General features: G+C 69.6%; 9 protein-coding genes. 2 read left to right on the top strand and 7 right to left on the bottom strand.

Features of this window, described 5'->3' with window-relative positions; genetic code table 11:
• The first annotated feature begins 196 nt into the window (after window positions 1–196).
• Window positions 197–634, top strand: a complete 438-nt coding sequence (locus KIH73_RS06115; RefSeq protein ID WP_219081594.1) for a hypothetical protein — start codon at window positions 197–199, stop codon at window positions 632–634.
• Window positions 635–785: 151 nt separating this feature from the next.
• A complete protein-coding gene (gene yidC, locus KIH73_RS06110) occupies window positions 786–1,808 on the top strand; it encodes a membrane protein insertase YidC (protein ID WP_236022617.1) in 1,023 nt (340 codons plus the stop codon).
• A 413-nt stretch (window positions 1,809–2,221) separates the two neighbouring features.
• On the opposite strand, the gene KIH73_RS06105 is transcribed toward yidC, so the two are convergent.
• From KIH73_RS06105 to argF, 7 genes are all read right to left on the bottom strand, one after another.
• Window positions 2,222–3,601 carry a DHA2 family efflux MFS transporter permease subunit gene (locus KIH73_RS06105; RefSeq protein ID WP_219081592.1) on the bottom strand — a complete coding sequence of 460 codons (1,380 nt, stop codon included), beginning with the start codon at window positions 3,599–3,601 and terminating at the stop codon, window positions 2,222–2,224.
• Complete coding sequence (locus tag KIH73_RS06100; RefSeq protein WP_219081590.1) at window positions 3,591–4,055, bottom strand: MarR family winged helix-turn-helix transcriptional regulator; 465 nt, start codon at window positions 4,053–4,055, stop codon at window positions 3,591–3,593. The genes KIH73_RS06105 and KIH73_RS06100 overlap by 11 nt, the downstream gene beginning before the upstream one ends.
• A 162-nt stretch (window positions 4,056–4,217) precedes the next feature.
• A complete protein-coding gene (locus tag KIH73_RS06095) occupies window positions 4,218–7,934 on the bottom strand; it encodes an FtsX-like permease family protein (protein ID WP_219081588.1) in 3,717 nt (1,238 codons plus the stop codon).
• Window positions 7,935–8,111: 177 nt separating this feature from the next.
• Entirely contained in the window at window positions 8,112–9,587 is a 1,476-nt protein-coding gene (gene argH / locus KIH73_RS06090; protein ID WP_219081586.1) for an argininosuccinate lyase, read from the bottom strand.
• 181 nt (window positions 9,588–9,768) lie between these two features.
• A complete protein-coding gene (locus tag KIH73_RS06085; RefSeq protein ID WP_219081584.1) occupies window positions 9,769–11,007 on the bottom strand; it encodes an argininosuccinate synthase in 1,239 nt (412 codons plus the stop codon).
• A 90-nt stretch (window positions 11,008–11,097) separates the two neighbouring features.
• Window positions 11,098–11,622 (bottom strand): arginine repressor, encoded by a 525-nt coding sequence (locus KIH73_RS06080; protein WP_219081582.1) that lies wholly within the window; start codon window positions 11,620–11,622, stop codon window positions 11,098–11,100.
• A 31-nt stretch (window positions 11,623–11,653) separates the two neighbouring features.
• Window positions 11,654–12,619, bottom strand: coding sequence for an ornithine carbamoyltransferase (argF, locus tag KIH73_RS06075; protein WP_219081580.1), 966 nt, complete (start codon window positions 12,617–12,619; stop codon window positions 11,654–11,656).
• Window positions 12,620–12,661: the final 42 nt, after the last annotated feature.

Here is a 12,661-nt window from a genome sequence, read left to right as displayed (position 1 = left end):
TCTCGATCTCGACCCGCTCCAACGCCGACAGGTGGGAATACGATTGTGGCACGGTGCAACACCTTCCTTCCGGAACCCAGACACTTCCACACTAGGCAGGTGTTGCACTTTCAAATAGAAACCGGGCTTCCATGGTACGGCACGCGCCGGTGGTACATTGGTGTGTTGACGGGAGGGGCATATGGATCGACGTCGAATGGCATGGCACGCGCGGATCGCGCTGGTCGCCGCATGCCTGATGCCGACGCTGATTCTTCCGATGATTCTCGACGCCGTGTCCCGCCGCCTTGCCTGCGCCTGCGCCTCGATCGACGAGGGCGGGATGCACCGCCCCGCGCCGGTGTTCACCGCCGCGTCGGTGTCCTTGACGTGCCTGGCCCTGATCGCCGGGACCGGGGATGCCATGACACCTGCGGCGCCCGCGCTGATCGGCGCCGCCATCATCGTTGTCGTCATCGCCGTCGCCGTCGTCACGGGATGGATGGCCGGGCTTGTCGGCAGCCGTACCGGCGGCTGCGTCTCACGCTTCCGGTTCGACCATCACCGCGCCGCGGCGACATCATCCCACCGGCGGCCCCAATGGGTGCCTGCCTGGCCCTGTTTCGCGCTTCCTAACCCGTACCGATTCGATTGACAGCCGGGCCGTATCCCGGCTGTGACGATTCCTTTTCCCATCGGGTATACCCGTTCGCGCGGCCGACGGCCGCGCGAACGCGCATATCCGCATCCGCGTCGTCGCCGACGCATCGCCGCATCGTCATAGTCGAATCATTGGAGCGCATTCCATGACCACCGTCATATCCGTCATCCTGTATCCCATCCAATGGGGCATCGCGCATCTGCTGATCGCCCTGCACACGCTGATCGCCGCCATGGGACTCGGCGAGGCATCCGACCTCGGCTGGAGTCTGACGATCATCGCCCTGGTGCTCTGTCTACGGCTCTGCCTGCTGCCGCTGACCATCCGCCAGTTGCGCGCGATGCGGCGCATGCAGGCGCTGCAGCCGGAACTGCGCCGTATCGGCAACGCCTACCGGGGCCGTACCGACGCCGCATCGCGGGAAGCCATGCAGCGCGAGACCATGGCGCTGTACCGACGCCACCGCGCCAGCCCCTTCGGCTCCTGCCTGCCGACGCTGCTGCAGGGGCCGATACTGTGTTCGCTGTATTACCTGTTGCAGGCACTGCCATCGATCGTCGACGGCAGCCGCGAGCCGATCGGGCCCATCGATGCGTCGGTCGCCTCACACATCGAGCGGTCGCGGTTCATCAACCTGCGGTTATCGGACACGTTCGGAACCGTCGGCCCCGACGCCCGGGCGACCGTCATCGCGACGATCACCGTCATGTGCCTGGCCCTGATCGCCACGCAGTGGCTGCAGCTGCATCGCAACACCGCGCAGGAGGCGATGACGGCCCCGCAGTTCCGGGTCCAGCGCATCGTCGTGTTCGTCTTTCCGGCATTGTATGTGGCCTCGGGACTCACCCTGCCGTTTGGCGTGCTGCTGTACTGGGTGTCGAACAACTGCTGGACGCTCGGCCAGACGATCTGGCAGATCCGCATGTTCCCGACGCCGGGGTCGATCGCCTCCGAGCGACGCGACCGCAAACGCCACGACCGGGAGAACCGCCGGCGTGCCGCCCAGGGAAGGCCTTCGCTGGAACAGGAGGCGGCGGAACAGGCCCGCATGGCTGCCGACGCACGACGGGAACGGGAGCATCGCCGGGCGAACGGGAGAAAACGCACGGCCGGGCGACGAGGCAGGCGCGGGAAGCCGGGCCTCGAACGGTCACCGAAGCGCGGCTGATTCCGGAACGAATGCGTTCCATCCGGCAGGCTGCATATGCTTTGCCTCGGATCAGGTGGCCGAGAACCGGACGAGACGGACGCGGGGTGTTCCGTCGCCCGCGACTTCCGTCATCCGCAACACCGAATGCGACATGCATGTGATAGATGTCCGGTAATCAGTCACAAATAGTCAAGATGGGAATGATCCGCATCGGTGCCGGCGGCAAGGGCCGGTTCACAGGTTCGAGGCCCGGGATCCTGTGAACCGGAACGCACACATTCGTACACCGCCGCTCAGCGAGCAATGGCGGAATTTCGGCGATGCGGAGGGGAAACGAACATCGGGCCGGTTCACGGGATTCTCGAGTCGAATCCTGTGAACCGGCCCTTCCGACGGCACACGTGTGCCTACCGGGTGGGGCGGCGCACGCCTCACAGGGCGATCGCCAGCAGCACGAGCGCGCCGGCGGTCATCCCCAGGAAGGAGACGTTCATGCCGTACATCAGCGCGCCGTCGCCGTAGCGTTCGGCGGACGAGGCGGCCACCGCGGTCATCACGCCGACGAACACGGCCGAGCCGATCGACCCGGCGATCGTGCGCAGCGAGGTGAGCAGCGACGAGGCGTCGGCGACCTTGGACTGGTCCACGTTGCTCGTGCCCCAGGTCAGCAGCGGCATCATCAGGCTGCCGATGGCGACGTTGCGCACCACGTTGAGCGCGGCGGCGATCCACAGCGGCGAATCCAGGGTCAGCAGGCACATGCCGGCGTTGCTGGCCACCAGCGCCGCGGCACCGACGATGAAGATCCGCCTGATGCCCATCCGGTCGTAGAGCTGCCCGGCGAACGGGCTGACCAGCGCGGTGGCGAGCGAGCCGGGCAGCGTGACCAGGCCGGAGACGACGGCGGAATAGCCCATGACGCTCTGCACGTACAGCGGCATCATCACCGACGAGCCCATCATCACCAGGTAGAGCACCATGCTGGCCGCCACGCTGACCGCATAGCTGCGGTTGGCGAGGATGCGCACGTCGAGGAACGGCTTGTCCATGCCGCACTGGCGGACCACGAACAGCACGCACACCGCCGCGCCGACCAGCAGCGGCAGCCCGGCCTCGACGCTGGCCAGCCCGTACGCGCCGATGTTGCCGACGCCGAGCGTGACGCCGCCGAAGGCGACGACGCTCTCGACGAAGGAGACGACGTCGAAGCGCTTGTCCTGCAGCTCAAGCACGTCGTCGAACACGAACGCGGAGCACACCAGCGAGCATGCCATGATCGCCAGCGCCAGCCAGAAGATGGACTTCCAGCCGAAGGCGTCGATCATCAGGCCGGCGACCGTCGGCGCGATGATCGGCGCGGCGGTGGTGGCCAGGCCGTAGGTGCCCATCATCGCGCCGCGCCGCTCCAGCGGGTAGACGGTCAGGATCACGACCTGGGCCGCCGACATCAGCACGCCGTTGCCGCAGGCCTGCAGCACGCGGCCCACCATCATCAGCGCGAACCCGTTGGCGAAGATGCTCAGCAGCAGGCCCGCGATGAAGCATCCGATGCCGGCCATGTACAGGCGCCTGGTGGGGAACCTGGTGATCAGGAAGGCGGTCAGCGGCATGACCACGCCCATCGCCAGCGAGTAGCCGCTGGTGACCCACTGCCCGATCGAGGCGTCCACGCCGAAGTACGCGGTGACATCGGGCAGCGCCGTGTTCATGGCCGTCGACAGCGTCGAGGACGCGATGCCGGAGACGACCAGGTTGACGAAGATCATCGTCCGCCGCGCGGACGACAGGTGCCGGGCTTGCTCACGCCCCATGCTGCTCCTCCATTCTGTGCCATACGGCGCCGTTCAGGTTCTCCATCATCCGTTCCAGGGTGCGTTCGGCGGCCTCGACGTCCTGCGGCGGGATGCCTTTGCACAATGTGTCGTAGAACTCGTCGTGGATCCGCTTGACGCGGGCGACCGCCGGCCTGCCCTTCCCGGTCAGGTACAGCCGCTTGACGCGGTGGTCGCGTTCGTCCTGGACGACCGTGACGTAGCCGATCTCGACCAGCCTGCGGATGCTTTTGGTCAGCGTGGCCTTGTCGACGCGGATGCACCAGACCATCTCCTGCGCGGAGGCGCCGGGATGGTCGTGGATGTACTCCGCGTAGAACTGCTGGCCCCAGCCGATCTCGTAGTCGGCCAGACCGTGGTCGTAGTACATCCGCATCAGCCGGTCGATGATGGAGACGCATCGGCCGATGTCGCGGAAATGGCCCTGCCGCATGGCTGCCGCCCCTTTCCTTACGAAACGTCCTGAGCGGGTCTACCACAACATTGGTAGCGGACGCAACCATTTCCCGCCGACACCGGGCGGATATGCGACAACAGGACATCCCATGTCCGGTTTTCACGCGGCATGGGGCGGTCCACGGCCCGCGCCGGCGCCCTAGTCCACCGACTTGAGGCTTTCGACCATGTCGACCCGGTCGAGCTTGCCGCGCATGAACAGCACCACCAGCCCGGTGAACGCCATCGTGAGCACGAACGCGTACAGGTAGCTCGTCGGATGGATCGACCGGCCGAACATCACCAGGTCGACCTCCACCGTGGTGATCACGAACCCCTCGAGCCAGGTGCCGAGCAGCAGGCCGAGCAGGTCGCCGACCAGCGAGAGGATGGCCACCTCGCGGAAGATGTACGCGTTCACCTCGCCGCGCGTGAAGCCCAGCACCTTGAGCGTGGCGATCTCGCGCACGCGCTCGCCGATGTTGATGTTGGTCAGGTTGACCAGCACGATGAACGCGAGCGCCGCCGCCGAGACGATCAGCACGACGACGATCAGGTTGATCGAGCTGAGCATCGTGCGGTACGTCTCGATGGTCGTCTCCGAGAACGCGACCGTCGAGACGTGGTCCAGCCCGCGCAGCTCGTCGGCCAGCCCGTCGCGCTCCCCCTGCCCGCCGGGGGCGACGGCGAAGGTGGTGGCGTACCGCGGCTGCGCGTCCGGCCCGTCGTCGGCCGCCGCCATGTCCGCCCAGACGCCCGGCCCGACGTAGACGACGTTGCCGACGTAGTATTCGACGATGCCGGTGACCGTCGCCCCGACGCCCCCGCCGGTCGCGTTGCCCATGCCGTCCTGCCGGCGCAGCGTCACCGTGTCGCCGACGTGCAGCCCCAGCCGGTTCGCCGCCTTCTCGGTGACGAGCACGGCGTCGTCGCCGAAGGCCACCGGCTCGTGGCCGACGCGTTCGCGGAACGTGATGACGTCGGCCAGCTCGTCGGCGTCCTGCGGGACGACGACCTGCACGGCGAGCGCGTCGTCGCCCGCGCCGGAGGCCTGCATGTTCTCGATCTGCACGCGGGTCAGGTCGGACGCGCCGGCGTCCTCCAGCACGCGCCGCACCGCCGCGACGTCGTCGTCGGAGGCGTTCGCGTCCATGCTCACGATCGTGTCGTAGCGCTGGATCGGCCCGTACTGGTTGTCGATGATGTCCCAGATGGCGTTGTGCAGGCCGAAGCCGACCAGCATCAGCGCGGTGCACCCGCTGATGCCGACGACGGTCATGAAGAAGCGCTTCTTGTAGCGGAATATGTTGCGGCAGGTCACCTTCCAGGAGAACGACATGCGCCGCCACAGCGGGCCGACGCGCTCGAGCAGGATGCGCTTGCCGGCCTTCGGGGGCCTGGGGACCATGAGCATCGCCGGGGTCTCGCGCAGGCTGGAGACGACCGCGAACCAGGTGCACAGCAGCGTCACGCCGACGCCGGCGCCGCCCGCCAGCAGCGCCGATCCGGGCAGGACGGGCAGCGGGGCCGGCAGCTGCGGCACGGCGTAGATGATGCCGTACGCCTGCATGACGATGTACGGCAGGATCTGCGAGAGCACCGCGATGCCGATCGCAGCGCCGGTGAGACTGGCGGCCGCGGCGTAGGCGAGGTATTTGCAGGCGATTTGCGCGGTGCCGTATCCGAGCGCCTTGTAGGTGCCGATCTCGACGCGCTCGTCCTCGACCATGCGGGTCATCGTGGTCAGCGCCACGAGCGCGGCGACCAGGAAGAACAGGAACGGGAACACCTCGGCGATGCTGTCCATGCGTTCGCTGTCGCCCTGGTAGGTCGCCGCGCCCTCGCTCTGAGTGCGGTCGAGCACGTAGATCCGAGGCGCCTCCAGTTCGTCGATGGCCTGCCGGGCGTCGTCGAGCCGGGCCTGCGCGTCGGCGAGCTGCGCGGTCGCGTCCTGCGACTGGCGTTCGTACTCGTCCAGTCCGGCGTCGTACTGGGCCTGCGCGGCGGCGAGTTCCTGGCGGGATTGCTCCAGCGTGGCCGCCGCCGCGTCCAGCTGGGCCTGCGCGGCGGCGATCCGCGCGTCGGCCGTGGCCCTGTTGTCGTCGAGCTGGGCCTGGGCGTCGGCCACCTGCCGCCTTGCGTCGGCGATGGCGGTGCGGCCGGCGTCGTATCGGGCGACGGCGTCGGCGGCGTCGATCAGCGTGGCGGTCCGCTCGCGCGCCTGCTGCAGCGTGGCGCGCGAGGCGTCGAGCCCGTCGCGCTGGGCGACGAGCCGGTCGCGCTGTTCGGTGGCGGAGCGCAGCCCGTCCTGCGCCTCCTGCAATTGGGCGTTGAGCGCGTCGATCCGGGCCTCCTGCACCTGCAGTTCCTCCAGCCGCCGCGCCTGGTCGTCCGGTAGGGTCTGGCCCTGCTGCTCGAGCTGGTCCCGGAGCGCGAGCAGGTCGTCGATGGCCTGGCGCAGCGCCGGCAGCTGGGCGTCGGCGTCGTCCACGGCGGGCTGCAGCTGCGCGATGGCCTCGTTCAGCGCGGCGATGCCCGACTCGGCCTGGGCGATGCCGGTCTCGAGCTGCGGCAGAGTCCGGTCGATGGCAGCGGTCGCGTCATCGATGGCGGCGAGCGCGCCGTCCGGGTCGTCGGCCTCGATGCCCTGTTCGGCGAGCTGGGACAGCAGCGCGGCGGTGCCGTCGGCGACCGTTTGCCGGGCCTGTTCGGCCTGTGCGGCCGTGGCGTCGAGCTGGGCCTCCTGCAGGTCGATCCGCGCGGTGCTCTCGTCGATCCGGGCCTGGGCGTCGGCGAGCTGGCGGTCGGCCGACGCCCGCTGTTCGGCGAGCTGTGACGCGCCGGCCTGGGCCTGCGCCTGGCCGTCGGCGAGCTGGCGTTGGCCGTCGGCGATCTGCGCGGCCGCGTCGTCCAGCTGTTGCCTGGCGTCGTCGAGCCGGGCCTGCGCGTCGTCGCGCTCCTGTTCGAATGTGGCGGTCCGTTCGTCGAGCTCGGCCTGGGCCTGCGCCCGCACGTCCGCGAGCCGGGCCTGCGCCAGTTCGTCCGCGGCGTCCTCGATGCGGCCGGCCACCTCGTCGACCGCGGCCTGGTACGCCTCGGAGCCGCTTTGGTGGTCCTCCGCCCCGGCCACGGTGGCGTAGACCTCCGTGTAGGCGGCGTCCTCGACGAACGCGGCGCGCGGCGCGAACAGGTACTGGTCGATCATGCCGGAGCCCAGGGTGGTCGAGCCGAAGCTGACGGTGTACGGATAGTTCGACGAGCTGACCGTGCCGACCACCGTGAATTCGCGGACGGCCAGCGTGTCGTCGAGCGCGTCGGTGCCGTAGAGCACGCTGACGGTGTCGCCGATCGCGACCGCGTCGCCGGCGGCGTCCGCGGAGATCACGCATTCGTCCGCCGCCTCGGGCCAGCGCCCGTCGCGCAGCAGCAGTCGGTTGAGGTAGTCGTCGTCATCGGAGGCGACCGTGACGTCGTCGGTCCGCTCGCCGTCGGGCGCGCCGTCCGGCAGCAGGGCCACGCGCACCGCGGCCTGTTCGTCGTCGCCCAGGGCCATCATCACGTCGGTGGAGATGGACGGCATGGCGGCCTCGACGCCGTCGATGCCGCGGATGCGCTCCACGTCGTCGTCGGAGAAGCCGAGCGTGGAGATCACGCGGATGTCCCACAGGGCGGTGCCGTCGTAGTAGCGGTCGGCGGCGATGCGCATGTCGGGGCCGCTCATCCGCAGCCCGGCGAAGAAGCCGCAGCCCAGCGCGACGATGCCGATGATGGCGAGGAACCGGCCGATCGAGCCGCGGATGCTGCGCGCGATCATCGTGACGAAGGCGTTGCGCGCCCTGCGCCGCCGCCGTACGTGCCGATGTGGGTGTGCCGCCATGTCGTTGCCTCCTCACGTTCCATTCTGCGGCATCGGACCGAGGGGAACACGCGACCATACCGCGCGTGTCTGTCCGGTTTTCCCTCCCCGGATACGGCGGCGCCCCGGAGCGCACCATGCCGATGCCCTCCGGGGCGGTCGTTCGCGGGGCCGGCGCGGAACCGGCCCGGCGTACGATCAGGCCAGCGACTCCGGGGCCTTGTAGGCGGGGCCGTCGCTGACGGACTCGGCGAAGCCGCGCAGCGGGCCGAGCGCCGCCCTGGCGTCGGCGAGCTGCTCGCGCACGCGCTCGGGCGCGGTGCCGCCCTTGCCGCGGCGGGCCGCCACCGAACCCTGCGTGGACAGCACCTCGCGCACCTGCGGGGCCTTGTCGGCGGGCAGGAAGTCGGCGAACACGGCCGCGAAGTCCTCGTCGGTCAGGTCCCACAGCTCCTGGCCGCGCTCCTCGGCGATCTTGACGCACGCGCCGGAGAGCTCGTGGGCGTGGCGGAACGGCACGCCGTTGCGCACCAGCCATTCGGCGATGTCGGTGGCCAGCGCGAAACCGGTGGGGGCCTCGGCGGCGAGCCGGTCGGTGTCGAAGGCCATCGTGGCGACCATGCCGGTGAACGCCGGCAGCAGCACCTCGAGCGTGTCGACCTGGTCGAACACGGCCTCCTTATCCTCCTGCAGGTCGCGCGCGTACGCGGTGGGCAGGCCCTTGAGCGTGGCGAGCAGGCCGGTCAGGTCGCCGATCAGGCGGCCGGCCTTGCCGCGGGCGAGCTCGGCGATGTCGGGGTTCTTCTTCTGCGGCATGATCGACGAACCGGTCGAGTAGGCGTCGTCGAGGCGCACGAACGCGAACTCCTGGGTGTTCCAGATGATGATCTCCTCGCTCAGCCGGGAGACGTCGACGCCCAGCATCGCCGCGACGAACGCGAACTCGGCGACCATGTCGCGGGCGGCGGTGCCGTCGATCGAGTTGTCGGTGACGCGGGAGAAGCCGAGCTCCTCGGCGACCGCCTGCGGGTCGAGGCCCAGCGTGTTGCCGGCCAGCGCGCCGGAGCCGTACGGGCTGGCGTCGACGCGGGCGTCCCAGTCGACCAGGCGCTGCACGTCGCGGATCAGCGGCCAGGCGTGCGCCATCAGCTGGTGGGCGAGCAGCACCGGCTGGGCGTGCTGCATATGCGTGCGGCCGGGCATCACCGCGTCGCCGGCGCGTTCGGACTGCTCGATCAGCGCGGCGACCAGGTCGAGCGTCAGCCCGGCGATGCGGCGCGCGTGGCGGCGCAGCCACATGCGGATCAGGCAGGCGATCTGGTCGTTGCGCGAGCGGCCGGCGCGCAGCTTGCCGCCGAGCTCGTCGCCGGCGATGTCGATCAGGCCGCGTTCGAGCGCGGTGGCCTCGTCCTCGTCGTCCTCGATCGGCGCGAAGGCGCCGGAGTCGACGCGGCGCTGCAGCTCGTCGAGCGCGGCCTCCATGCGTTCCAGCTCGTCGTCGCTCAGCAGGCCGGCGCGGCCGAGGGCGCGCGCGTGGGCGCGGGAGCCGGCGATGTCGTCGTCGGCCAGACGCCAGTCGAACTGCGTGGACTTCGACAGGCGGGCGAGTTCGGGCGAGGGGCCGGAGGAGAACCGGCCGCCCCACAGCGCAAGATGTTCGTTCTGTTCGGTCATAGTGCCTACCTTACCGGAACGGCTCCCGCGCGAACGTCGCCGGCGCGGGGGCATGGACGCGCCATGCGCCGCGCCGGGCGCCCGTTGCGGGAGCCTGACTGGTCGTCGTGCGCCGCGGCCGCGCATGCGGCCGGGCGGGATCCGCGAACCGCCGCGACCCCGAAGGGCGGCGGCGGGAAGCCTACTCGACGGTGTTCTCGGGGACCTCGATGCCATTGCCGAACTTCACGTCGCGGGCCGCGGCCACGCGGGTGGGCAGGCCGTAGATCTCGATGAAGCCGTTGGAGGCGTTCTGGTCGAAGCTGTCGCCCGAATCGTAGGTCGCCAGGTTGTAGTCGTACAGCGAGGTCTCGGAGCGGCGCCCGGTCACGACGGCGCGGCCGCCGTGCAGGATCATGCGGATCTCGCCGGAGACGTACTGCTGGGTGTCCTCGATGAAGGCGTTGAGCGACTTGACGGCGGGCGAGAACCACTGCGCGTCGTACACCAGCTCGCCCCAGCGCTTGTCGATGTCGCGCTTGATGCGGTGCTGCTCGCGCTCCAGGCAGCAGTTCTCCAGCTCCTGGTGGGCGGTGATCAGCGCCACCGCGCCCGGGCACTCGTACAGCTCGCGCGACTTGATGCCCACCAGGCGGTCCTCGATCAGGTCGATGCGGCCGATGCCCTGGGCGCCGGCGCGGCGGTTCATCTCCTCGATGGCCTGCAGCGGGGTCACGTCGCGGCCGTCGATCTTGACCGGCACGCCCTGCCGGAACTCGATGACGACCTCGTCCTCGACCGGCGGGAAGGCCGGGTCGTCGGTGTACGAGTAGCAGTCCTTGGTCGGGCCGTTCCACGGGTCCTCCAGGAAGCCGGTCTCGATGGCGCGGCCCCAGACGTTCTGGTCGATGGAGTACGGGCTCTTCTCGGTCTGCACGATCGGCAGCTTGTGCTCCTTGGCGTACGCGATCTCGACGTCGCGGGTCAGCGACAGGTCGCGGATCGGGCTGATGGCCTTGAGCGTGGGGTCGATGGACTGGATCGAGACCTCGAAGCGCACCTGGTCGTTGCCCTTGCCGGTGCAGCCGTGGGCGATCGTGTCGGCGCCGAACTGGTGGGCCGCGCGCACCAGGTGCTTGGTGATCAGCGGGCGGGAGATCGCGGAGACCAGCGGGTACACGCCCTCGTACATGGCGTTCGCCTTGAGCGCGAGCATGCAGTACTCGTCGGCGAACTCGTCGCGCGCGTCGACGACGTAGGCCTCGACTGCGCCGCAGGCCAGCGCGCGCTCCTTGATGGTCTCCAGGCTCTCGCCGCCCTGGCCGACGTCGAGCGAGACGGCGACGACGTCCTTGCCGGTGCGGTCCTTGAGGTACGGGATGGCGACGGAGGTGTCCAGCCCCCCGGAATACGCCAGTACGATGCGGTTCTTGTCGCTCATGTGCTGCCCTTTCTAACGGATGCTGCATGCAAGTATATGCAATAAAGTGTATAAATATGCAATCGGCGCGTCGCGGCCGGACCGCGCCGGCTACTCCCCCGGCTGGTTCTTCGACGCGATGTCGAGCAGCCGGCGGGCCCGCGAGCCGGCCGTCTCGTCGTCCGAGCAGACGATCATCACCGTGTCGTCGCCGGCGATGGTGCCGAGCACCCCGTCGACCGGCTGGCGGTCGATGACGCTGGCCACGTACTGCGCGGCGCCCGACGGGGTGTGCACGACGATGAGGTTGCGCGCCGAGGCGACCGAGGTGACCAGGCCGGGCAGCACGCGCGCCATCTGCTGGTCGGCCTTGCCGGCCGGCGCGGCGGCGTCCTGCCCGGGCCGCCCGCCGACCGTGTAGGCCACCGTGCCGTCGGCCAGCCGGGTCTTGACCGCGCCGATCTCGTCGAGGTCGCGGCTCAGCGTGGCCTGCGTGACCTCGATGTCCTCGTCCGCCAGGATCTGCGAGAGCTGGGACTGCGAGGTGACGATGTACTTGAGCAGCGCCTCCTCGACCGCGCTGAGCCGTGCGGCCCGCGACGTCGGTCGGTGCAGGGACGGGGTGTCATCGGTCATGGAAGCTCCTCGGGCGTGTGTCGGGCGGCGCTCACGCGAGCAGGCCGTCGTCGTCGCGCTGCTTGCCGATCAGCCAGGTGAGCAGCGCCTTCTGCGCGTGCAGGCGGTTCTCCGCCTCGTCCCACACCACCGACTGCGGGCCGTCGATCACCGAGGCGGTGACCTCCTTGCCGCGGTAGGCGGGCAGGCAGTGCTGGAACAGCGCGTCGGGCTTGGCCAGCGCCATCAGTCCGTCGTTGACCTGGTAGTCCCAGAACGGCTTGGAGCGGATCGCGTACTCGGCCTCCTCGCCCATCGACACCCAGGTGTCGGTGAAGATGCAGTCGGCGTCCCTCGCGGCCTCCTGCGGGTCGGTGGTCACCAGGATCGAGCCGCCGGTCTGTTCGGCGATGCGCTCGGCGTCGGCCACGATCCCCGGGTCGGGCAGGAAGCCGTTGGGGCCGGCCACGCGCACGTGCATGCCGGCGACCGCGCCGCCCAGCAGGTACGAGTTGGCCATGTTGTTCGCAGCGTCGCCGAAGTAGGCGATGGTCATGCCGGGCAGCGCGTCCACGCCGCCGCGGTGCTGCGCGATGGTGAGCAGGTCGGCGAGGATCTGGCAGGGGTGGAACTGGTCGGTCAGCGCGTTGACGACCGGGACGGTCGCGTAGGCGGCCATCTCCTCGACGCGCTCCTGGCCGAAGGTGCGCCACACGATGCCGGAGGTCATGCGGGTGAGCACGCGGGCGGTGTCCGCCACGGGCTCGCCGCGTCCGAGCTGCGAGCCGGACTTGTCGATGACCAGCGGGTAGCCGCCGAGCTCGGCGACGCCGGTCGCGAAGCTCGAGCGGGTGCGGGTGCTCGGCTTGTCGAAGAGCACGGCCACGGCCTGCGGCCCCTCGAACGGGCGGCGGTAGTAGCGGTCCTTCCAGAACTTCATGCCGAGCTCGAGGATCTGCCTCTGCTCCTCGTGGTTCACGTCGTCGTCGCGCAGCATGTGCCGCAGTTGGCCGGTCATCGGCTCCTCCTTGCTATGGGTCGGTGCGTTGGTGTGCTTGGG

The sequence above is a fragment of the Bifidobacterium phasiani genome (assembly GCF_019331775.1).
Lineage (GTDB): Bacteria > Actinomycetota > Actinomycetes > Actinomycetales > Bifidobacteriaceae > Bifidobacterium > Bifidobacterium phasiani.
The sequence above is the reverse complement of the archived record's forward strand: the minus strand, read 5'-3'. Positions and strand labels throughout refer to the sequence as shown.

Excerpts from the sequence above, each read along its gene's own strand:
- KIH73_RS06115 (WP_219081594.1), top strand. The coding sequence starts at position 197 with ATGGCATGGCACGCGCGGATCGCGCTGGTCGCCGCATGCCTGATGCCG.
- yidC (WP_236022617.1), top strand. The coding sequence starts at position 786 with ATGACCACCGTCATATCCGTCATCCTGTATCCCATCCAATGGGGCATC.
- KIH73_RS06105 (WP_219081592.1), bottom strand. The coding sequence starts at position 3,601 with ATGGGGCGTGAGCAAGCCCGGCACCTGTCGTCCGCGCGGCGGACGATG.
- KIH73_RS06100 (WP_219081590.1), bottom strand. The coding sequence starts at position 4,055 with ATGCGGCAGGGCCATTTCCGCGACATCGGCCGATGCGTCTCCATCATC.
- KIH73_RS06095 (WP_219081588.1), bottom strand. The coding sequence starts at position 7,934 with ATGGCGGCACACCCACATCGGCACGTACGGCGGCGGCGCAGGGCGCGC.
- argH (WP_219081586.1), bottom strand. The coding sequence starts at position 9,587 with ATGACCGAACAGAACGAACATCTTGCGCTGTGGGGCGGCCGGTTCTCC.
- KIH73_RS06085 (WP_219081584.1), bottom strand. The coding sequence starts at position 11,007 with ATGAGCGACAAGAACCGCATCGTACTGGCGTATTCCGGGGGGCTGGAC.
- KIH73_RS06080 (WP_219081582.1), bottom strand. The coding sequence starts at position 11,622 with ATGACCGATGACACCCCGTCCCTGCACCGACCGACGTCGCGGGCCGCA.
- argF (WP_219081580.1), bottom strand. The coding sequence starts at position 12,619 with ATGACCGGCCAACTGCGGCACATGCTGCGCGACGACGACGTGAACCAC.